Annotated in this window: 17 protein-coding genes and 1 tRNA gene; 10 read left to right on the forward strand and 8 right to left on the reverse strand. The window is 59.1% G+C overall.

Annotated elements, in window-relative coordinates; all coding sequences use genetic code 11:
* The first annotated feature begins 143 nt into the window (after positions 1-143).
* Entirely contained in the window at positions 144-746 is a 603-nt protein-coding gene (locus ACTYEO_RS10805) for a gamma-glutamyl kinase (protein WP_449323755.1), read from the forward strand.
* Positions 747-770: 24 nt separating this feature from the next.
* Here ACTYEO_RS10805 and ACTYEO_RS10810 read toward each other — a convergent pair whose 3' ends face one another.
* The 5 genes from ACTYEO_RS10810 to ACTYEO_RS10830 form a co-directional block, all read right to left on the reverse strand.
* Complete coding sequence (locus tag ACTYEO_RS10810; protein ID WP_449323756.1) at positions 771-2,912, reverse strand: ATP-binding protein; 2,142 nt, start codon at positions 2,910-2,912, stop codon at positions 771-773.
* Positions 2,913-3,027: 115 nt separating this feature from the next.
* Positions 3,028-4,185, reverse strand: a complete 1,158-nt coding sequence (locus tag ACTYEO_RS10815) for an RsmB/NOP family class I SAM-dependent RNA methyltransferase (protein ID WP_449323757.1) — start codon at positions 4,183-4,185, stop codon at positions 3,028-3,030.
* 3 nt (positions 4,186-4,188) lie between these two features.
* A complete protein-coding gene (gene guaB / locus ACTYEO_RS10820; RefSeq protein ID WP_449323758.1) occupies positions 4,189-5,643 on the reverse strand; it encodes an IMP dehydrogenase in 1,455 nt (484 codons plus the stop codon).
* Between the two features lie 96 nt (positions 5,644-5,739).
* On the reverse strand, positions 5,740-6,474 hold the full coding sequence (locus ACTYEO_RS10825; protein WP_449323759.1) for an RlmE family RNA methyltransferase: 735 nt from the start codon (positions 6,472-6,474) through the stop codon (positions 5,740-5,742).
* Positions 6,475-6,541: 67 nt separating this feature from the next.
* Positions 6,542-7,699, reverse strand: a complete 1,158-nt coding sequence (locus tag ACTYEO_RS10830) for a Ppx/GppA phosphatase family protein (protein ID WP_449323760.1) — start codon at positions 7,697-7,699, stop codon at positions 6,542-6,544.
* Between the two features lie 253 nt (positions 7,700-7,952).
* Between ACTYEO_RS10830 and ACTYEO_RS10835 the strand changes: the two genes are divergently transcribed.
* The 6 genes from ACTYEO_RS10835 to ACTYEO_RS10860 all read left to right on the forward strand — a co-directional run bounded on the left by ACTYEO_RS10835 (position 7,953) and on the right by ACTYEO_RS10860 (position 13,155).
* On the forward strand, positions 7,953-8,255 hold the full coding sequence (locus ACTYEO_RS10835; RefSeq protein ID WP_449323761.1) for a virulence factor: 303 nt from the start codon (positions 7,953-7,955) through the stop codon (positions 8,253-8,255).
* A 44-nt stretch (positions 8,256-8,299) separates the two neighbouring features.
* Complete coding sequence (locus tag ACTYEO_RS10840; RefSeq protein WP_449323762.1) at positions 8,300-9,229, forward strand: methylenetetrahydrofolate reductase; 930 nt, start codon at positions 8,300-8,302, stop codon at positions 9,227-9,229.
* Between the two features lie 12 nt (positions 9,230-9,241).
* A complete protein-coding gene (locus tag ACTYEO_RS10845) occupies positions 9,242-10,318 on the forward strand; it encodes a dihydropteroate synthase (protein ID WP_449323763.1) in 1,077 nt (358 codons plus the stop codon).
* Between the two features lie 122 nt (positions 10,319-10,440).
* Positions 10,441-12,486 carry an ASKHA domain-containing protein gene (locus tag ACTYEO_RS10850; protein ID WP_449323764.1) on the forward strand — a complete coding sequence of 682 codons (2,046 nt, stop codon included), beginning with the start codon at positions 10,441-10,443 and terminating at the stop codon, positions 12,484-12,486.
* Positions 12,487-12,549: 63 nt separating this feature from the next.
* Positions 12,550-12,623: transfer RNA gene (locus tag ACTYEO_RS10855), tRNA-Gly, on the forward strand.
* Positions 12,624-12,678: 55 nt separating this feature from the next.
* A complete protein-coding gene (locus ACTYEO_RS10860) occupies positions 12,679-13,155 on the forward strand; it encodes an acyl-CoA thioesterase (protein ID WP_449323765.1) in 477 nt (158 codons plus the stop codon).
* A 9-nt stretch (positions 13,156-13,164) separates the two neighbouring features.
* On the opposite strand, the gene pgi is transcribed toward ACTYEO_RS10860, so the two are convergent.
* Genes pgi through zwf form a run of 3 tightly spaced genes read right to left on the reverse strand, consistent with a single transcriptional unit; the run spans position 13,165 to position 16,928 of the window.
* Positions 13,165-14,784, reverse strand: a complete 1,620-nt coding sequence (pgi, locus tag ACTYEO_RS10865; protein WP_449323834.1) for a glucose-6-phosphate isomerase — start codon at positions 14,782-14,784, stop codon at positions 13,165-13,167.
* Between the two features lie 18 nt (positions 14,785-14,802).
* Positions 14,803-15,477, reverse strand: coding sequence for a 6-phosphogluconolactonase (gene pgl, locus ACTYEO_RS10870; RefSeq protein WP_449323766.1), 675 nt, complete (start codon positions 15,475-15,477; stop codon positions 14,803-14,805).
* On the reverse strand, positions 15,474-16,928 hold the full coding sequence (gene zwf, locus ACTYEO_RS10875) for a glucose-6-phosphate dehydrogenase (RefSeq protein ID WP_449323767.1): 1,455 nt from the start codon (positions 16,926-16,928) through the stop codon (positions 15,474-15,476). Before zwf ends, pgl begins: the two co-directional genes overlap by 4 nt.
* Positions 16,929-17,355: 427 nt before the next feature.
* On the opposite strand from zwf, the gene ACTYEO_RS10880 reads away from it, so the two are divergent.
* From ACTYEO_RS10880 to gyrA, 3 genes are all read left to right on the forward strand, one after another.
* Complete coding sequence (locus tag ACTYEO_RS10880) at positions 17,356-17,934, forward strand: YqaA family protein (RefSeq protein WP_449323768.1); 579 nt, start codon at positions 17,356-17,358, stop codon at positions 17,932-17,934.
* Between the two features lie 3 nt (positions 17,935-17,937).
* Complete coding sequence (locus ACTYEO_RS10885; RefSeq protein ID WP_449323769.1) at positions 17,938-18,414, forward strand: disulfide bond formation protein B; 477 nt, start codon at positions 17,938-17,940, stop codon at positions 18,412-18,414.
* Between the two features lie 158 nt (positions 18,415-18,572).
* Complete coding sequence (gene gyrA / locus ACTYEO_RS10890) at positions 18,573-21,350, forward strand: DNA gyrase subunit A (protein ID WP_449323770.1); 2,778 nt, start codon at positions 18,573-18,575, stop codon at positions 21,348-21,350.
* The last annotated feature ends 103 nt before the right edge of the window (positions 21,351-21,453 follow it).

A 21,453-nucleotide genomic window follows, 5' to 3' on the forward strand; every position in this document is an offset into this window, starting at 1 on the left:
CGTTGCTCTTGTTCACCTCTTGTTCCAGAACATAAATGCAAACAAAATGAGAACATTTCAAGTAAAATCTTGTGGAACTCATTTTTTCCTGAGATTGGTTAAAGAAGGGTTAGCGTTACGAAATAGGGGTGTGGCTTAGATTTATGCTGGTGTTTTGGAAGCAAAAATTGGTGATGCTGGCGGTTCCGAAAACGGGAACAACCGCGCTTGAGGCCAGTTTGAAACCTTTTGCCTCGGCGATAATTTCTGACCCGCCGGGCATGAAACACGCCTCGCTCAGCCGCTACCGCAATGTGCTGGAGGGATTCTTTGAGCAACGCGGTCGTGCCCCGCATGAAGTGATGGCCGTGATGCGTGAGCCGATTGATTGGTTGGGCAGTTGGTATCGGTATCGCAGCCGCGACCAGATCGCGGGCAAGCCGAACTCCACCCAAGGCATGGATTTTGACGCATTTGTTGAGGCATGGCTGCAGGACAAGCCGCCTCCCTTTGCTCAAGTCGGATCACAAGCCAATTTCCTGACGCCCGATCAGGGACACGACGGTATTGATCAAATTTTCCGCTATGATCGGCTGGAGGAGGCTGTCCGTTTTCTTGAAGACAGGCTCGGCACCAGCCTTGAATTGCCGCGCCGAAATGTGTCGCCACAAAAAGATTTGCAGCTCTCCCCCGCAATCGAGGCGCGTTTGCGCAGCGAGGCAGCGGCGGAGTTCAACCTTTGGGATAAGGTCTGCCAGAAAAAATAGCCCTCAGCAGCTCTGCCTTGCCGCTCAATGAAGCTGATTCTGAATCGTATTTGTCAGCTCGGAGAGCGAAAACGGCTTGGGCAGGAAGACCGAATTGGGGATTTCGGTACTATGCTTCTCAAAAGCGTCCTCCGCATAACCCGAAACAAAAACCACCTTCACATCGGGCCGTGCTTTTCGCGCCTCGCGCACCCATGTCGGCCCATCCATTCCAGGCATGACGACATCGGTAACGAATAGATCAACTGCAATCTCATGATCGCGCAATGTCTCAAGCGCTTGTTCGGCGCAATCAGCTTCCAGCACATGATAACCACGAAGCCGCAACGCGCGCGATGCAAAGGCGCGCACGGGGGCTTCATCCTCGACCAAAAGGATCACACGTTTATCGGCGCCCAGATCACGCGGCGCGATTTGATAGCTCACAGGCTGGGGTATCTCGGCAATGGGCCCATCAATGCGCTTAGGTAGGACGGAATGCAGCTGAGCTTGATCAGCCTCTTGCGGAAGCGTCGTCTCGTCATAGGCCGGGCAATAGACGGTGAAACACGCGCCCTGCCCCTCCTCAGAGTCGACAAAAACAAATCCGCCCGATTGTTTGACGATGCCATAGACCATTGACAGGCCAAGCCCCGTTCCCTCGCCCGTGCGTTTGGTGGTGAAAAACGGCTCAAATATCCGCCCGAGCCTGTCGGCAGGTATGCCCACACCCTCATCTTGAACGCGAATGGTTACGTAGTTGCCCGCAGGCACATGCGCCCTGTCCCGCTCCAGCGGGGCTTCGAGATGCTCCATACGGGTCGTGACATGGATATCGCCGCCCTCTGACATCGCATCGCGCGCATTGACCACAAGGTTCATGATGATCTGGTCAAACTGGCGTCTATCCGCGCGGATCGGGGCAAGATCGGGATCATGCGACAGATGCAGCCGGATTTTCTCGCCCACCAAACGGTTAAGCAGATGCGTCAACTCCCCCATCGTTTCGCGCAAATCAACCATCTCAAGTTGCAAGGTCTGTTTGCGGGAGAAGGCCAAAAGCTGGCCCACAAGACTTGCCGCGCGATTGGCATTCTGGCTGATTTGGACCAGATCGGCAAAATCCTGATCCCCCTCATCATGGCGCATGAGCAATAGGTCACAATGCCCTGTGATTGCTGTCAAAAGATTGTTGAAATCATGGGCCACACCGCCCGCAAGCTCCCCGATGGCCTGCATTTTCTGGCTTTGGGCGAATTGCTGTTCCAGCGATTTCAACTCGGTCGCGTCATGCAAAACGGCGATCAATGAGGGGCCATTTTCATCCGCGATCTGACCCAATGAAATCTGGAGGAACTGGTCATCCTCGCGCCTGCGCGCCCGCACGAATTCGGCGCGGTTGGGGATGCGGTTTTCAACCACATCCTTGAGCCAATCGCGCACAGGACGCCCCAAACCTTCAACCAAACCGCTCAGATGCGCGTCTTCATCAGGGGGCATGCCAAGCAGGGTTTGCGCCAGAGTATTGGAGGCCAACACGCGGCCATCGGCTGCCAGATGGAGCAGGGCGACAGGCAGGCTTTCAAAACTGCGGGAGGAGATAATATCAGCTTCCTCAGCGGCCTCAGTCAATATTTCTTCATTTTTTTCAGATGGATAAGAGCTGACCACTGCGGCCTCCGCCCTCGCGGTCTTCTCGAATTCAAGCCGCCAAAACACCCCCCGCCCCAAGCGATGCCCGTTCAAGGCAACCGACACCCGCGGGGTGGTGATGGCCTCGCTCACATGGGCATCGCGCATCAAGGCGGTCTCCAGTCGCTCGAGCGAGCGGGTGAGGGTCGGGGAAACACTTGTGAGGATATGAGCCAGAGATTTCCCAGTTTGGGAGCCGAATTTCGCAACAGCCGAGTTGTTTTGCGCCACCACAAAGCCCGTTTCACTGGTGATGAAACACGGCGTCTGGTCATCCGCCATCAAGGCCATTGCCGCGCGCCATGTCACACGGTTTCGGCGGCGATCCAGCAAAAACACGCCAATTACGACAATGACAGAGAGAAACACGCCCCCTAGAACAGAGAGAGAAAGAGAGCGCACAGAACCGTCGAGATACATCAGCGCCACGGCCGCCCCCAAAAGGCACAGCCCCGCCAAAAGCGCCAGCATTGCGTAAAGCAGGCCGAAAGGCACCGCTTGCCTGCCGAATGATTGCCTTGCCCCTAGCACCATCTTCTCCGAATAATTCTTCGGACAAGCTACACGAAAAAACGTTAATCAGCCATTAACACTGAAAATCTGCGGGGTCCTACGGGCAGGACAGCTCGGCCATATAGAAGCCGTCGGATTGCGCGCGCGGGTCAAAGCGGGCCTCTTTGAGCAAGGAAAACCCTGCATGTCGCGCCAGAAATGCGGCGATTTGATCCTCGTTTTCCTCCCGAAGGAGCGAGCAGGTCATATAGACCAACCGCCCGCCTGATCCCAAAAGCGCGCGCGCTTGGTCCAAAATCAGGCTTTGGGTTGCGCATAACTCGACCAGCCCGTCCTCGGAGAGACGCCAGCGCGCCTCGGGGTCGCGGCGCCATGTGCCTGAGCCTGAACATGGCACATCGCATAGCACCAGATCATATCGGGTGCCTGCTAAATCCTCGGTCTCGACCTCGCGCAGATCAAGGCCCGCACACCCTGCGCGGATCGGGATATCTACCATACGCTCGCGCTTTGCGTCATGCACATCAATGCGCGCGTCACACAGGGCGGCCATGGCCAAAGCCTTGCCCCCGCCGCCTGCGCAATAATCCAGAATGCGGCCCTGATCGGGCCAATTGATCTGCTCAAGCGCCAATTGCACCGAGAGGTCCTGAAATTCAATCAAACCATCTAGATAGGCGGATGAATTGCGCAGCTGGCGCGCGCCTTGCGTGACCTGCAAAGCCATGCGGGAGCCTTGCATCTGCTCGGCCAGAATGCCTGCTTCAGCGAGGGCGTCCATACATGCCTCAGGCGTTGTTTTCTTCAGGTTCACACGCAGGTAAACGGGCGCGCGCTCGGCCGCTTTATGCAGCACATCCTCCAGATCCGCCCCAAAGACGGGCCTCAGCCGATCCAGCAGCCATTGCGGCGTGTCCAGTGTGATTGCGGCCTTCCCGTCAGGTGCGGGCGCGTCGTCCTCCGAGAGGGGCGCGGGCGCATGGCCTTGGCCCGTAAAGACATCCTCAGGGGGGATGCCTTGCAAACGCAACAGCCCGAGGATCAAGGCGCGCCCTGTCTCGCCGCCGCCCAACCAAGCCGCCCTGCCCCTATTGCGCAGCACGTCATAGACATGGTCGCGCACTGCCGCGCGATCCTTGGAGCCTGCAAAGCGCGAGCCGCGCGCCCATTGGGTCAGGGCCCGCTCAGCGGCAAGCCCTGCGGTGATCTGGTCAAGGACCTCAATCGCCGCATGATAGCGCGCCGCTATTTGCATGAGTTATCCGATCCGGTAATTGGGCGACTCGCGCGTGATCTGCACATCATGGACATGGGATTCCTGCAAGCCTGCATTGGTGATTTTCACAAAACGCCTATAGCGGCGCATGTCATCGACAGTGGCGCTGCCCGTATATCCCATCGCCGCGCGCAAACCGCCCACAAGCTGATGTACAACCGCACTGGCCGAGCCCTTATAGGGCACCTGCCCCTCAATCCCTTCGGGGACAAGCTTGTCAGTCGCGGCGTCTTTCTGGAAATACCGATCAGCCGAGCCGCGCGCCATCGCGCCAAGGCTGCCCATGCCGCGATAGGATTTGAAGGAACGCCCCTGATAGAGGATCACCTCGCCCGGGCTTTCATCGGTGCCCGCAATCGCAGAGCCCACCATCGCGCAGGATGCGCCCGCCGCGATCGCTTTGGCGAAATCGCCCGAGAATTTGATGCCGCCATCGGCAATCACGGGGGTGTTGCTGGCTTGGGCGGCCTCGGCGCAATCCATGATTGCGGTCAATTGCGGCACGCCCACGCCCGCCACGATCCGTGTGGTGCAGATCGAGCCTGGCCCGATCCCGACCTTGATCGCATCGGCGCCTGCATCAATCAGCGCACGGGTGGCATCGCCCGTGGCGACATTGCCCGCCACAACCTGCACCGTGTTGGACAGTTTCTTGACCCGCTCAACCGCGCGCGCCACGCCTTCGGAATGGCCATGCGCCGTATCAATCACGATCAGATCGCAACCTGCATCCACCAAAGCCTCAGAACGTTCAAACCCTGCATCGCCCACGGTGGTGGCCGCTGCCACGCGCAAACGGCCTAGCTCATCCTTGCAGGCATGCGGGTTCAGAACCGCTTTTTCCGTATCTTTCAAGGTCAGCAAACCTGTCAGCTTGCCCGCGCCATCCACCACGAGAAGCTTCTCGATGCGGCGCGATTTCATCAGGCTTTTTGCTTCTTCCAATTCGGCAGGCTCACGCAGCATTGCCAGATCATTCGAGGTCATCATCGCATGCACAGGCGTGTCATCCGAGGTTGCAAAGCGCATATCGCGATTGGTCACGATCCCCATGACATGGCCGTTTTCATCAACAACGGGGAAGCCTGTGAAATTATACCGCTCGATCAGAGCTTTCGCATCGGCCAAGGTCTGGTCGGCGCGCAAAGTGACGGGGTTATAAACGATCCCACTTTCAAACCGTTTGACGCGGCGCACCTCGCGGGCCTGCTCTTCCAAGGTGAGATTGCGGTGGATCACGCCCATCCCGCCGGCTTGCGCCATGGCAATCGCCATCCGGCTTTCGGTCACGGTATCCATGGCCGAAGACAAAAGCGGGATATTGAGTGCGATGGTCTTGGTCACCTGCGTGCGGGTATCCGCCGTTGAGGGCAGCACCGAGGAGGCCCCCGGAACAAGCAACACATCATCAAAGGTAAGCGCCTCACGAATCTCCATCACACGGACCTCTCAGCGGGAGTTTCAATTGGCACTGCCCTATCTCATGGAGCGGGCGGAAGGGAAAGACCAAATTTCGCGAAAATGCGGCTTTGCTCAGGCCTCATCCTCGCTGGTGCCGCGAAAGCCGCGCGCAACCACGAATTTTTCCGAGCTGTCCTGACGGCTGGCACCGGGCTTGATATTGGCCACCGTTTTGAAGCGCTGCTTGAGAAGCTTTTGCAATTCGCCCTCGGCACCGCCTGCCAGAACCTTGGCCACAAAGGTGCCGCCCTCATCCAGAACATCAAAGGCGAAATAGGCCGCTGCCTCGCAAAGCGCGATGATGCGCAAATGGTCGGTCTGCTTATGCCCCGAGGCCGAGGCCGCCATATCGCTCATCACGACATCGGCCTTGCCTCCAAGCCAGCCTTTGACGATTTCATCGGCATCATCTTCCATGAAATCAAGCTGATGGATTTCGGCCCCCGCAATCGGTTCGACCTCTTGCAGGTCAACACCAATGATGCGGCCCACGGATTTGCCCTGTTTCTCGCCAAGCGCATTGATGCGCGGCACAGCCACCTGCAACCAGCCCCCCGGTGCGCAGCCCAGATCAACCACCCGCGCGCCTGGCACGAGGAAGCGGTATTTATCATCAAGATCCATGATCTTATAGGCCGCCCGCCCGCGATAGCCTTCGCGGCGCGCCCGCGCGACATAAGGGTCGTTCAACTGACGCTCGAGCCAGAGGGTCGAGGACAGCTTGCGCCCCCGCGCGGTCTTGACCTTGACCCGCAATTCCCGCGCGCCACGTCCACTGCCGCCTTTTCCACTTGGTGTCTTTGCCATCGAGCTATGCCTTGAATGCTGTGCCGCCCCCATAGCGAGCTTGCCCTCCATGGGCAAGGAGCGCTGTTCAGAAGGGGCCATCCTCCAAGACGCCATCGCGGCTCATCTGTGCATAAAGCAAGCCTTCGCGCAGGCCACGATCAGCCACGCTCAAACGGTCTGTGGGCCATGCCCGCAGCAAGGCCTGCAAAATCGCGGCCCCCGACATGATCAGCGTCTGCCTGTCCCGCCCGATCCGCGGATCCGCCCGCCGCCCGTCAGGCCCGAGCGAGAGGTAATCACGAATGACCGTATCGATCTGGTCCGAGGTCATGCGCAACCCGTCCACCTTATTGCGGTCATAGCGTTTGAGCCCCAGATGCGAGGCCGCCACCGTGGTCACGGTGCCGCTGGTCCCGATGATCTGGAACCCCTCGCGCGCCTGATCGGCGGCGTTGATATAGGGCGAGAACTCGGCCATTTGTTCCTCGAAGAACCAGCTCATCAGCGCAAAGCGCCCGCCATCATCTTCGACATCGTCATACATGTCTTTCAGCGTGGCCACCCCAAGGGGGATGGAAATCCAATCGACAACCTTGGCGCGGGGGAAGATCGTGTCTTCATGTTTGAAGCCCTGATGCAGCCGCATAATGGCGCGCGAGCGCTCCAAGGGGGGCACGCGGGAGAGATCAATCCAGACCAGCTCGGTCGAGCCGCCGCCAATATCCACCACCAAAAGCTGCTCGGTCTTGGCCGAGACCAGCGGCGCGCAGGACACCACGGCCAATTGCGCCTCTTCCTCGGGCTTGATGATTTCCAGCTGCAACCCCGTCTCGCGCTTGACGACCGAGATGAATTCGCTGGCATTGGCCGCGCGGCGGCAGGCCTCGGTCGCGACAAGGCGCATCTGGGTCACGTTATGGCGCGACAGTTTGCTCTGACAAATCTTGAGCGCGCCAACCGCGCGTGCCATCGAGGCGCGCGACAAGCGGCCCGATGCCTCAAGCCCTTGGCCCAGTTGGACATTTTTTGAAAAACTATCGACCACATGCAATTGATTGCCCTTAGGCTGCGCAATCAGCATACGGCAGGAATTGGTTCCAAGATCCAGCGCGGCATAGAGATCCGCGGGATCGGGTTTTTTATCGGGTGCTGCCTTTCGTTCGACAGGCGGGCGAGATGCTGGTTTGACGGCATCGACGGGTCTGGGGAACGGGCCTGCACCATGAGGACGCTTGCGCGACATCGGCCCCTCCGAAATTCAAAGTTGCCCCAAGCCTAGCCGCAGATCCGGTTTCAAGCAATGCCCGCCTTTTGGCCTGCCGCGCCGCGATTCAACATCTTCATGAGAATTATGGGGGCGCGCGCCTCTCGCCATCGGGGCGCGCGGGTTCTATCACAGCCGCTAAGCGTCGGTGACGCCCCAATTGATGTCGAAAACAGGCCCCGCCACTGGCAGGGCCGCTCCTATGGTGCCCGTAGTAGAAGAGGATTCGCCCATGCCCGCTGTGACCATTGTTTACTGGCGTGATATCCCTGCCCAAGTGATTGTGGGCAAGGGTCGGTCTGCGGCGAAAATTCAACTGCCCGAGCGGTTCGAGCAGGCCATTGATCGCTGTGCGATGAAGGTCGGTGCAAAAGACGATAACGCCTATCTCGCCGAATGGCGGCGTGAGGCGGCAGGCGAGCGTGACGGTGACCCCGACACCATCGCCCAAGCCGAGGCGGATCGTCTGATCGCGGAATATGACAGTGACAGGATCAAGACCCTGATCGCGGCCGAAGGCCACGACAAGGCCTGATCCGCGAAATGCCCCTTCAGCCCGCATCATTCTGGGAGACAGCAATGGCCCTTTTAAATTTCAGACAGCCCCGCAGCGCAGATCTGCCCCCCGCCAATGCGCAGCTTGAGGCCTTTCTTCAGGGCTATTCCATCGAGGTGATGCCGCGCACGGCTGAAAAAATCGAGAATTTCCGCGATCTGCTGCCTGAGGGCACACGCGTTTATATCGCCCATATCGATGGGACCGAGATCACCGATATGGTCGCCACAGCGGCGCGTCTGGCCAAGGACGGCTTTGAGGTGATGCCGCATTTCCCCGCCCGTTCGATCAAGGATAACGCCACCCTGCAAGACTGGATCGCGCGCTATCAGGGTGAGGCCAATGTCACCTCAGGGCTCATCCTTGCAGGCGGCATCCCTCAGGCGCATGGCGAATTCGAAAGCTCCATGCAGCTTCTGGAGACGGGGCTTTTTGACAAGGCGGGTTTCAAACGCCTCCATGTGGCAGGCCACCCCGAAGGCAATCGCGATATCGACCCCAAGGGCGGCGATGCAGGCGTGATGGAGGCTTTGGGCTGGAAACAGGCCTTTGCCGCGCGCACAGATGCGCAAATGGCGCTGGCCACCCAGTTTTGCTTTGAGGCCAAGCCCGTGATCGCTTGGGCCGACCGTTTGCGCGAGGCAGGCATCGATATTCCCGTCCATATCGGCATCGCGGGCCCTGCCAAGCTGCAAACATTGATCAAATTCGCTATCGCTTGCGGGGTTGGCCCCTCGCTTTCGGTGCTACAAAAACGCGCCAAGGATGTCTCGAAACTGCTATTGCCCTTCGAGCCTGACGCGATCTTGACCGAACTGGCCGCCCACAAGGCCGCCAACGCCGATTTCAACATTGAAAGCGTCCATTTCTTCCCCTTGGGGGGCATCAAGACAAATGCACAATGGGCGATCAAACACGGGGGCGCATCCAGCCGCCCCGCCAATCAAGAGTGAGAGACCTCAACTATGACCCGCACCGTCATTGAATCGAAAACCAAGACCACCGTCATCGGCTTTGACGAGCCGTTCTGCGTGATCGGCGAACGCATCAACCCCACGGGGCGCAAAATCCTCAATGAGGAGTTGGAGCGCGGCGATTACACCCGTGTGCAGGCCGATGCCATCGCACAGGCCGCGGCTGGGGCTGCGGTGCTCGATATCAATTCAGGGGCGGTCTTTTCGAATAAAATGGCCGAAGACCCGCGCTATGCGGATAACAACTTTGTCGAGCCCGCGCTGATGAAGGCGCTGATCGAAAAGGTTCAAGAGGTCACCGATTGCCCGCTTTGCATCGACAGCTCGGTTCCCGGAGCGCTGGAAAACGGTCTGGCCGCCGCCGAAGGTCGCCCGCTGCTCAACTCGGTCACGGGCGAGGAAGACCGGCTGGAGATGGTTCTGCCACTGGTCAAGAAATACAATGTTCCTGTTGTGGCAATTTCCAATGATGACACAGGCATCTCCGAAGACCCCGATGTGCGCTTCAATGTGGCCAAAAAGATCGTGGAGCGCGCCGCTGATTTCGGCATCCCCGCCCATGACATCGTGGTGGACCCACTGGTCATGCCCATTGGCGCAATGGCCACGGCAGGCCATCAGGTCTTTACCCTCGTGCGCCGTCTGCGCGATGAATTGGGTGTGAATACAACCTGTGGCGCCTCCAATATCAGCTTTGGCCTTCCCAACCGTCACGGCGTGAATAACGCTTTCCTGCCAATGGCTTATGCCGCTGGTATGACATCGGCCATCATGAACCCCGTGGCCCTGCCCGTGGGCCCCAAAAAGATCGCGGAGAAACGCGCACAGGTTGAAGCAGCGGGCATCGTGATCCCCGAAGGAATGGATGATGAGGCTTTTGCCAAGCTTTTCGGCCTCGGCTCCACCCTGCCGCGTCCCGGCAAGGAGATGGAGGCGATCCGCGCGGCCAATCTTCTGCTCAATCAAGATGATGGCGGTGCCGCTTGGATCATGTTCAACAAGGACCCTGACGCGGCCGTCACAGGCGGGCGCGCCAATCGCCGCGCAGGTGGTCGCCGTCGCGGATAAAGCGGCCCAAGCGATGCTAAATTTGCGGCAAAGGGCCTCTGGTCTTTTGCCGCTCCGCTTTTTACCCCTTTTCTTGAGCCACCCTCGGCTTAGGTTCGGGGACGAACAAAACGGTATGTGATATGACGCAAGACCCACTCGTGATTTTCACCCCTTCGGGCAAGCACGGACGCTTTGCCAAGGGCACGCCCATCCTGACAGCGGCGCGGCAATTGGGCGTCGATCTCGATTCTGTCTGTGGCGGGCGGGGTATCTGCTCCAAATGCCAGATCGCGCCCTCCTACGGGGATTTCCCCAAACACGGGGTGAGCGTTGAGCAAGATGCCTTATCCGAGTGGAACGAGGTCGAGGCGCGGTATGACCGTGTGCGCGGGCTGAAAGAGGGCCGCCGCCTTGGCTGCCAAGCCTGCGTGCAGGGCGATATCGTTATTGATGTGCCCGCTGAAAGTCAGGTCCACCGCCAAGTGGTGCGCAAGGCGGCCTCCTCCAAACCGATCGTCATGGACCCCGCGACACGGCTGGTCATGATCGAGGTCCAAGAACCCGATATGCATGTCCCCACAGGCGATTTCGAGAGGGTGCAAACCGCACTCAAGGATCAATGGGGGATCGAAGGCGTGCGTGCGGGGCTGCCTGTTCTGGCCAAGCTGCAACCTGCATTGCGCAAAGGCAAATGGCAGATTAGCGTCGCACTCTATCAAGCTGCGAATACACAAGAATTCGAAATTCTAGATGTCTGGCCCGGCCTTCATGAGGGGGGGCTGTATGGATTGGCGATTGATCTGGGGTCAACCACTATCGCTGCCCATCTGTGCGATCTGACCGATGGTCGTGTCTTGGCCTCCTCGGGCATCATGAACCCGCAAATCCGCTTTGGCGAAGACCTGATGAGCCGCGTCTCCTATGCCATGATGAATGCGGGCGGAGATAAGGAAATGACCCGCGCCGTGCGCGAGGCGATCAATACATTGGCCGTTGAAATCGCCGCCGAGGCCGAGATTGACCCAGCCCTGATTTTCGAAACGGTATTTGTCTGCAACCCTGTCATGCATCACCTTCTTCTGGGCATTGATCCAGTGGAACTGGGACAGGCCCCTTTCGCTTTGGCGACCTCCGACAGCATTACCCTGCCCTCAACTGCGCTTGAGTTAGACGCGCTGAACCCCCAAGCGCAGGTCTATTTGCTGCCCTGTATCGCGGGCCATGTGGGCGCGGATGCCGCAGCCGTTGCCTTGGCCGAAGAGCCCGAGAAATCCGAGGACCTCGTTCTTATCGTGGATGTGGGCACCAATGCAGAAATCCTTCTTGGCAACAAGGACCGCGTTCTGGCCTGTTCCTCGCCCACAGGGCCTGCTTTTGAAGGCGCGCAGATCAGCTCGGGCCAGCGTGCCGCCCCAGGTGCGATTGAGCGCATCGAGATCAATCCCGACACCAAAGAGCCGCGCTTTCGCGTGATCGGCAGTGATATCTGGTCAGATGAGGCGGGGTTTGACGAAGCGATCAAGGATACGGGCGTCACAGGCATTTGCGGCTCGGGCATTATCGAGGCCGTGGCCGAGATGCGCATGGCGGGCCTGCTAGATCCGTCAGGGCTGATCGGCTCGGCCGAGCAGACGGGCACGCCGCGCAACCAAGCCACAGGCCGCACCCATGAATATCTGATCCATGACAGCAGCGCCGATGGCGGCCCGCGCATCACCGTGACCCAAGGCGATATCCGCGCCATTCAGCTTGCGAAATCAGCGCTTTACGCAGGCGCGCGCCTGCTGATGGATGAGCTTGGCGTGGATAAGGTGGACCGCGTGGTTCTGGCGGGCGCGTTCGGGGCCCATATCAGCCCCAAACATGCGATGGTTCTGGGCATGATCCCCGATGCGCCGCTGGACAAGGTCACAAGTGCGGGAAATGCAGCAGGCCATGGTGCGCGGATTGCGCTGTGCAACCGCGCCGCCCGCGGGCGGATCGAGGCAGGCGTTCACGCAATCCATAAGGTCGAAACAGCCATCGAGCCGCGTTTTCAGGAGCATTTCGTGGCCGCCAATGCCATTCCCCATGCGACCGACAGCTTCCCCGATCTGTCCAAGATCGTCACCCTGCCCCATGTCGCCTTCGGCGCATCAGGTGGTGGCGGCGAAGATGGCGGGCGCAGACGGCGCAGGCGCGGCTAGCAGGCAGGCGCGCCCTGTCAGGCTTGACGCAGCAAGGGCATGCGCTTAGGTGGGATCAAGGCTGCGGGTATGATGTAGTGGTAGCCTGTCAGCTTCCCAAGCTGAACGTGCGGGTTCGATTCCCGCTACCCGCTCCAACGCTTTCCCAAAACCGTCTTGACCAAAGCGCCCATCCCCGACACATCACGGGGTATGGAATATTTGACCCCGCTTGACGCCCCTGCCCTGCGTGCGCTTGGCATTCCCGTCCCTTGGAGCTTCGGTCTGGCCGATCGTGTCCGCTTTGGGGAATTGGATGCAATGGGCCATGTAAATAACACGGCCTCGCTGCGCTGGTTCGAGAGCTTTCGCCTGCCTTTCCTCAAGGCGCGCGGCGCGACCGAGTATCTCGAGACCAGCCCGCGCTTGGTGCTCAAACAGGTGGGCGTGGAGTATCACGCCGAAATCCTCAACAGCGAGAGCTATGTCATCACGGGCCGTGTGCGCAGCTATCGGCGCACCTCTTTCGTGATGGAGTATGCCGTCTGGGTTCTGCGCGACACCCCTGTCGAGGCGGTCACCTCACATGCTTTGATCGTATTCCTCAACCCTGACGGGGCGGGTCGTTTTCCCATCCCCGAGGTTGCAAAACAGGCCTTTGCCCGCGAAGACGGGGCCGTGGCGGAATAGACCCGTCCCTTAAAGGCCCATCTTTGCCTGCAGCGCGTCCGAGCGGAAATAGCTGACCAATTGCTTGGTCGAGCCGTCCTTTTCCGCCCCCTCTGCCTTACCGCTGAGCACAGGCTCCAGTGCAACGGCCAGTTCCTTGCCAAGCTCCACACCCCATTGATCAAAGGAATTGATCCCAAGGATCACCCCTTCTACAAAAACCCTGTGCTCATAGAGCGCGATGATCTGGCCAAGCATGGCAGGCGTCAGTTTCGGGTAGATCAAAGTGGTCGAAGGCCTGTTTCCAGGGAAGACGCGGTGACGGGCTTGGCGTTCCAGCTCGTCCCCCTCCAGCCCTTTCTCGGCCATCATCGCGCGGGCCACATCCAGCGAACGGCCAAGCATCAAAGCCTCGGATTGGGCCAGACAATTGGCGACCAATAGTCGGTGATGATGGCTCAGATCAGGCTCATGCCCACGGGCTGCCACCAGAAACTCACAAGGGATCACACGGGTGCCTTGATGGATCAATTGATAAAACGCATGCTGCCCATTGGTGCCAGGCTCGCCCCAGACAACGGGGCCCGAGGCAAACTCAAGATCAGCCCCATCCATCGAGACGCGCTTGCCGTTGCTCTCCATTTCCAGCTGCTGGAGATAAGCAGGCAGACGCGAGAGCCTCTGGTCATAGGGCAGCACAGCGCGGGTCGCATGACCGCAAATCTGGTTATGCCAGATGCCGACCAGAGCCAGCAAAACAGGCAGGTTTTGGGCCAAATCCGCCTCTTGGAAATGGGTATCCATCTCGCGGGCGCCGCGCAGCATCTCCTGAAAATCATCAGGCCCGACGGCCAGCATGATCCCAAGGCCAATTGGCCCCCAAAGCGAATAGCGCCCGCCGACCCAATCCTCAAAGCCGAACACTCTTGAGGGGTCGATCCCGAAGGCGCTGGTCTTATCCACCGCCGAGGAGAGCGCCGCGAATTGCCGCGCGGGGTCAGAGACCTTTTTGGCCATCCAGTCGAGGGCCGTGCGCGCATTGGTCATGGTCTCGATCGTGGTGAAAGTCTTGGAGGCGACGATCACCAAAGTTGTTTCAGGATCAAGCCCTTGCAAGACGTCATGAATATGCGCGCCATCTACATTCGAGACATAATGCAGCCGCGGCCCGTCATGATAGGGCGCCAAGGCCAGCGTCGCCATAGCAGGCCCCAGATCCGAGCCACCAATGCCGATATTGACCACATCGGTGAAATTTCCGCCCTGCCCTTTGAAATTGCCCGAGCGCAGACGCAGCGCAAAAGCGGCCATGCGCGCGCGGGTCTCAAGAACAGTTGGCATGACATTCTCGCCATCCATCTCGATCTTACCCCCCGTGGCACGCAACGCGGTATGCAGCACGGCGCGCCCCTCGGTCTCGTTGATCTTTTCGCCCGAGAACATCGCGGCACGGCGGCCTTCAACATCCCGCGCGTGCGCAAGATCCAGTAAAAGCGATAAGGCCTGCCGATCAATCGTGGTTTTGGAGAAATCAAACAGCGTCTCGCCGAATCTGGCGGAAAATTCGCCGGCGCGGCCGTCATCTTGGAAAAGATCTTGGATAGAACAGCCGGAATTGGCCGCGTGATAGGATTTTAGCGCGTCAAAGATACCCAAAGCAGGCTCCCGTTATTCGGCCCAATGGACCACAGCATTTGAAAGAACGGCGCGGATTGGCGCCTCTTGCGGGGTGAGCGTCATCGCGCGCTCCAAAGCTGCGCGTTTCTCGGTTCCCGTAATCACGATATGCGTGCTCATCGCGCCTTTCAGCACAGGCGCGGTCAAGGTGATGCGCGGCTCGCCCGCGCCTTCGGCCCGCATTGGCAGCAGCAAGGGCGCGTCATCTGACAGCGCCTCGGCCAGCAAATCCGCACCGGGAAACAGGCTTGCCGTATGCATATCCACCCCCATCCCCAACAGAAGCACCGAGATCGGCAAATGCGCCTCAAGCCCCTGTGCAAGCGCATCCAGCGCCTCTTCGGGATGCTCGGTTGGCGCATAAAGCGGGACAAGCGTGGCAGGTTCTGCCTTGCCCTTCAGCAAGCGCGCTTTGAGAAGCGCGGTGTTGGAGCGCGGGCTGCTCTCATCGACCCAACGTTCATCATTGAGGAAGACGGCCACGCGGTCCCAATCCAGCTCCTGCTCGGACAGAACATCGAAAATCGGGCCGGGCGTGGTGCCGCCGGGCACGCATAGACTGGCGCGCGCATTATTGCGCAAACTTGCGGCCAGTTCAGCGGTGATCTTGTCGGCCAAGGCCAGCATCATCAATTCGCGGTCAGGATAGTCGATGAAATCCTTCATTTCGCGACCTCCCGCCAGCGGCGACCATCCTTATGCAGCATCATCAAGGCCTCTTCAGGGCCCGAGCTGCCTTGATCATATTGCACAGGCTTGTCACCACGATTTGTCCAAGCCTCGATGATCGGATCGGTCCATGCCCAAGCCGCCTCGACCTCATCACCGCGCATGAACAAGGTCTGGTTACCACGGATCACATCCATGATCAGACGTTCATAGGCATCTGGCACATCGGCCGCTTCGGGGCCCAAAGCATCGGCAAAGGTCATATCAAGCGGCACATCCACCAGACGCATCCCGCCCGGACCCGGCTCTTTGATGGTGACCGAGAGATCAATCCCCTCATCAGGCTGCAAGCGGATCGACAAAACATTGGGCCTGCTGCCTGCATCTTCGTCAAAGATCGAATGGGGCGGCTCTTTGAAATGGATGACAATCTCGCTCATCCGCGCCTTCATGCGCTTGCCCGTGCGCAGATAGAAAGGCGTGCCGTTCCAACGCCAGTTCGCGATATGAACGCGCATGGCGATAAAGCTTTCTGTGCGGCTATCTGGGTTTTCGGCATCGTCGCGATATGAAGGTTGATCGCCCGCGCCCTTATATTGCCCGCGCACGATGTCATCGGTTTTCAACGGGTCCAAAGCACGGATCACCTTGAGCTTTTCATCACGCACCGAATCCGGCTCATAGCGGCTTGGCGGCTCCATCGCGGTCAGGCAAAGCAGCTGCATCAGGTGGTTTTGCACCATATCGCGCATCGCGCCCGATTGGTCATAATACCCGCCGCGCCCGCCAACGCCCACTTCCTCGGCCACTGTAATCTGCACATGATCGATATATTGCGCATTCCACAACGGCTCGAAAAGGATATTGGCAAAACGGATCGCCATCAGGTTCTGGACCGTCTCTTTGCCCAGATAATGGTCGATGCGGTAAATCTGGTGTTCGTCAAAATGCTCGGCCAGCGTTGCGTTCAACACGCGCGCCGAGGCCAGATCACGGCCAAAGGGTTTTTCAACCACGATCCGCGCATCCCCGCGCGCAATCTCGAACGCATGCAGACGCTCGGCCAGATCGCCGAACAGGCTTGGCGCAACCGAGAAATAAAAGGCCTGCACCACGCCCTCGCGCATTTCAGCTTTCAGCGCGCTCCAACCGCCCTCACCCTTGGCATCCACAGCAACATAGCTCAGCCGTTCAAGGAAGGTCGCGATCAGATCGGGATCTCGCTCCGGGGCCGAGACGAATTCCTCAATCGCCTCGCCCACAAAGAGACGCCACGCTGCGCTGTCCTGTTCGGTGCGCGCCGCCCCGATGATCCGCGCCTCTTGGGGCATCTGCCCATCACGGAAACGGCGATAAAGGCCAGGCAAAATCTTGCGGCGGGCCAGATCGCCCGTACCGCCAAAGATCACAAGGTCGAATGTATCAACCGGAATGACGCGCGAAACCATGGGCTCTCCTGTATCGGGCAGATGTCTAATTCTGACTTACACCACCAGCACAGGAAATCTGTTAGCGCTAACGGCATTTATGGATGCGTTTACAACCTCTCGCGCGGCAAGTCTAGCAGAGTGATCCGCCATCTCAATCGCAAGTCCAAGACTTCACGCAATAATAACAAATGTGGGGTTTGGGTGAGAATGGTTCGAGCGGCCTCCCCTCCGCTCGAACCAGTACGCGGCACAGGTCGTTCAACCCTTCGCGTAAACTCACGAGACGTACCAAACTCTATCGCTGCGCTTGCGTCAAGCGTTTTGAAAAAAGCCAAGCCCGTGCAAAATTTCTCAACGCCCACAAAACCCTACCCCTTTGCTTGACGCCACGGGCGGGATCGGGCATCGCCTGTGCACGCGACCTTATTTTTCGGATATTTCGATCATGATCCGCCGCCTCTATGACTGGACATTGAGCCTTGCCGCGCATCCACATGCGCTTTGGGCCTTGGCGCTGGTCTCCTTCATGGAAAGCTCCGTCTTCCCGATCCCGCCCGATATCTTGATGATTCCCATGATCCTCGCAGCCCCAAGCCGCGCCTTTTTAATCGCGAGCGTCTGCCTGATTGCCTCCGTCTTGGGCGGAATCGCAGGCTACGGGATTGGCTATTTCTTCTATGACCAGATCGGCCAACCCATTCTGGAGGCGCTCGGAAAAGGCGCCTATGCGGCCGAGTTCAATGCCCGCTTCAATGATCTTGGCTTCTGGCCCGTTCTCATCGCAGGCCTCACACCCTTTCCCTATAAGGTCATCACGATCATGTCGGGCTGGACGGGGCTGCCGCTGGGAACCTTCATCATCACCTCCATCGTGGCGCGCGGCATTCGGTTTTTCCTCGTCGCCACCTTGCTATGGAAATTCGGCGCACCAATTCGTGATTTCATCGAGCGCCGTCTTGGCTTGATGTTTGCCCTATTCCTCGCTCTGCTGGCGGCTGGATTTTATGTATTGAGGTTCCTCTAGATCATGACCAGACGCAGCTTGATACTTCTGGCAGGGCTCGGCTCACTCGCGATGCTATCCACTGCTTTCGGGTTTCAATATATCGGCGGGCTCGCGCCTTGCGCGATGTGCCTGTGGCAGCGCTGGCCCCATGTCGCAGCTATCGCCCTTGCCGCCATCGGCGCGGCCCTGCCGCATCGGGTGATCGCCGCTCTTGGCGGGCTCACCATGCTTGGAAATGCTGGCATCGCGTTGTTCCATACAGGGGTGGAGCGTGATTATTGGGAGGGGCCCGCCACCTGCACCACAGGGGGGCAAGACCTCACGGGCCTGTCAGGCGCGGAACTGCTCTCCTTTGATGCGCCTGCCCCGATCGTGATGTGCGATGTGGTGGTCTGGGAATTGGCGGGTCTGTCCATGGCCTCATGGAATGGCATCATCTGCCTCGGGCTGGCTGTGATCTGGTTCATGGCCGCAGGCCGCCGCCGCACCACGGGCTAACCCGCCCCGCCCTTTCATCTTTCCAAAAATACGACCTCCACAGCCCGCCAAATGCGCTGCGGTGGGAAAAAAGCGGGCTGAGCATTGCACCCTATATCCCGCCCCTCTATACTGGCCAGCAACAATATATAGATGCCCGCCGCATAGCAGGACGCCCCGTGACAGATACGCCAGAACCCCCTGAGAACGCAGACGAAACCCCGATCGAGCGCCACCCCCATGAGGGCCCCTCGATAGATATCGCTGCCGAGATGAAACACAGCTTTATCGATTACGCGATGTCGGTGATCATTTCACGCGCGATTCCCGATCTGCGGGACGGCCTCAAACCTGTTCACCGCCGCATCCTTTTCGCGATGCATGAGACCAATAACACCCATGAAAAAGCCTATCGCAAATCGGCCCGTCCGGTTGGCGATGTGATGGGTCAATACCACCCGCATGGCGATAGCGCGATCTATGACGCGCTTGTGCGCATGGCGCAGCCTTTCTCGATGTCGCTGCCTCTCTTGGATGGTCAGGGCAATTTCGGCTCCATGGATGGCGATAACCCCGCCGCGATGCGCTACACGGAAGTGCGCATGGACAAACCTGCCGCCTTCCTTCTCGCCGATATCGACAAGGATACGGTCGATTTTCAGGATAATTACGACGGCAAACAGCAAGAACCCACAGTTCTGCCCGCGCGCTTTCCCAATATGCTGGTCAATGGCGCAGGCGGTATTGCTGTCGGCATGGCCACGAATATTCCGCCCCATAATCTGGGCGAGGTGATCAATGCCTGTCAGGCGCTGATCGAAAACCCCGATCTCACCTCGGAAGAGTTGATCGAGTATGTTCCCGCCCCCGATTTCCCGACAGGCGGCATTATTTTGGGGCGTGGCGGCGCGCGCAAAGCCTATACCGAGGGTCGTGGCAGCGTGATCATCCGCGCCAAGACCCGCGTCGAGGAAATCCGCAAGGACCGCTTTGCCATCATCATCGACGAGATCCCCTATCAGGTGAACAAAGCCTCGATGATCGAGCGGATCGCTGAATTGGTGCGCGAAAAGAAGATCGACGGTATCTCGGGCGTGGCGGACGAATCCGACCGCATCGGTGTGCGCGTGGTGATCGAACTCAAGCGCGATGCCACCGCCGAAGTGGTGCTGAACCAGCTGTTCCGCTTCAGCCAGATGCAGACCTATTTTGGCTGCAATATGCTGGCGCTCAATGGCGGCAAGCCCGAGCAGCTCAATCTGCGCGGCTTCCTGACCGCCTTCCTTGATTTCCGCGAAGAAGTCGTGGCCCGCCGCACAGCTTTTGAGCTGAACAAGGCCCGCGAGCGCAGCCATGTGCTCTGTGGTTTGGCCGTTGCCGTCTCCAATGTGGATGAGGTCGTGGCCACCATCCGTCAATCCGCCGATGCCGCCGCCGCGCGCGAGGCCTTGATGACGCGGCGCTGGCCTGCCCATGAGATCGCGGATTACATCCGCCTGATCGATGACCCGACCCATAAAATGAATGAGGACGGGACTTATAACCTCTCCGAGACTCAAGCCCGCGCGATCCTTGAATTGCGCCTCCAGCGCCTGACCCAGATCGGCGTTAAGGAAGTCACGGATGAGCTGGAAGAGCTTGCAGGCAAGATCAAGGAATACCTTGCGATCCTCGCCTCGCGGGAGCGTATCCTGCAAATCATCTCCTCGGAACTGGCCGAGGTCAAAGACGCCTTCGCCGTTCCCCGCCGCACCGAGATCGTGGATTGGTCGGGCGATATGGATGATGAAGACCTGATCGAGCGCGAGGATATGGTCGTCACCATCACGGCGGGCGGCTATATCAAACGCACCCCTCTGGCCGATTTCCGCGCGCAAAAGCGCGGCGGCAAGGGCGTGTCGGGCGGCAGCCTCAAAGAAGACGATGTGGTCACAAACCTGTTCGTGGCCAATACCCATACGCCGCTGTTGTTCTTCACGACAGACGGGATGGCCTATAAACTCAAGACATGGCGCCTGCCACAGGGCAGCCGCACCTCCAAGGGCAAGGCCATCGTCAATATCCTGCCCATTCCCACGGGTGTCAGCATCGCAGCGATCATGCCCGTTGACCGCCCCGAAGAACATTGGGACGAATTGCAGATCGTCTTTGCCACCTCGGCAGGTGATGTGCGCCGCAACCAACTGTCGGATTTCACCAATGTGAAATCCAACGGCAAGATTGCGATGAAACTGCCTGAAACGGGCGATGTCAGCCTCGTGAATGCGCGGATTTGCACCGAAGAGGATGACGTGATGCTGGTCACGGATTCGGGCCGCGCGATCCGCTTCCGCACCACTGATGTGCGCGTCTTCAAAGGCCGCGATTCCACCGGTGTGCGCGGCATCCGCCTCTCTGGCGATGATACCGTGGTCTCCATGGCCGTGATCCGCCATTTCGATGCCACATCCGAGGACCGCGCCGCCTATCTCAAGCAACGCCGCATGATGGCAGGTGCGCCCGAGGATGAGGGCGACGAGGATGAAGACGCCACACCCGCAGGCCCGCTCTCGACCGAGGCCTTCAATGCGATGGCCGAAGCCGAAGATCTGATTCTGACGATCACGGCTAAAGGCTCGGGCAAGCTCTCCTCCAGCCATGACTACCCCGTCAGGGGCCGTGGCGGCATGGGCGTGGCAGCGATGGATAAGGCCATGCGCGGCGGCGCGCTGGTGGCCTGCTTCCCTGTCGAAACCTCAGATCAGGTCATGTTGGCAACCTCCACAGGCCAATCCATCCGCGTTCCAGTTGAAGGCATTTCCTTCCGCTCGCGCAGCGCAGGTGGCGTGAAGGTGTTTAACACCAGCGGGGCCGAAACTGTGGTCTCGGTGGCTTGGATCGCTGATCAAGGCGATGAGGCCACGCAGAGCGATGCCGCAGCAAGCGACGGGGCCGAAGCCCAATCCCCAGCAGAATAAGGGCGATGGGGCATCCACACGCGTGAATGCCCCATTTAAGACATTAACTTGTCCGCATATAGCCTTATTATTGAACGATATTTTTCAAAATTTACCCACATGA

This window comes from Rhodophyticola sp. SM2404, assembly GCF_053570515.1.

Excerpts from the sequence above, each read along its gene's own strand:
- ACTYEO_RS10805 (WP_449323755.1), top strand. The coding sequence starts at position 144 with ATGCTGGTGTTTTGGAAGCAAAAATTGGTGATGCTGGCGGTTCCGAAA.
- ACTYEO_RS10815 (WP_449323757.1), bottom strand. The coding sequence starts at position 4,185 with ATGCAAATAGCGGCGCGCTATCATGCGGCGATTGAGGTCCTTGACCAG.
- guaB (WP_449323758.1), bottom strand. The coding sequence starts at position 5,643 with ATGGAGATTCGTGAGGCGCTTACCTTTGATGATGTGTTGCTTGTTCCG.
- ACTYEO_RS10825 (WP_449323759.1), bottom strand. The coding sequence starts at position 6,474 with ATGGCAAAGACACCAAGTGGAAAAGGCGGCAGTGGACGTGGCGCGCGG.
- ACTYEO_RS10830 (WP_449323760.1), bottom strand. The coding sequence starts at position 7,699 with ATGTCGCGCAAGCGTCCTCATGGTGCAGGCCCGTTCCCCAGACCCGTC.
- ACTYEO_RS10835 (WP_449323761.1), top strand. The coding sequence starts at position 7,953 with ATGCCCGCTGTGACCATTGTTTACTGGCGTGATATCCCTGCCCAAGTG.
- ACTYEO_RS10840 (WP_449323762.1), top strand. The coding sequence starts at position 8,300 with ATGGCCCTTTTAAATTTCAGACAGCCCCGCAGCGCAGATCTGCCCCCC.
- ACTYEO_RS10845 (WP_449323763.1), top strand. The coding sequence starts at position 9,242 with ATGACCCGCACCGTCATTGAATCGAAAACCAAGACCACCGTCATCGGC.
- ACTYEO_RS10850 (WP_449323764.1), top strand. The coding sequence starts at position 10,441 with ATGACGCAAGACCCACTCGTGATTTTCACCCCTTCGGGCAAGCACGGA.
- ACTYEO_RS10860 (WP_449323765.1), top strand. The coding sequence starts at position 12,679 with ATGGAATATTTGACCCCGCTTGACGCCCCTGCCCTGCGTGCGCTTGGC.
- pgl (WP_449323766.1), bottom strand. The coding sequence starts at position 15,477 with ATGAAGGATTTCATCGACTATCCTGACCGCGAATTGATGATGCTGGCC.
- zwf (WP_449323767.1), bottom strand. The coding sequence starts at position 16,928 with ATGGTTTCGCGCGTCATTCCGGTTGATACATTCGACCTTGTGATCTTT.
- ACTYEO_RS10880 (WP_449323768.1), top strand. The coding sequence starts at position 17,356 with ATGATCCGCCGCCTCTATGACTGGACATTGAGCCTTGCCGCGCATCCA.
- ACTYEO_RS10885 (WP_449323769.1), top strand. The coding sequence starts at position 17,938 with ATGACCAGACGCAGCTTGATACTTCTGGCAGGGCTCGGCTCACTCGCG.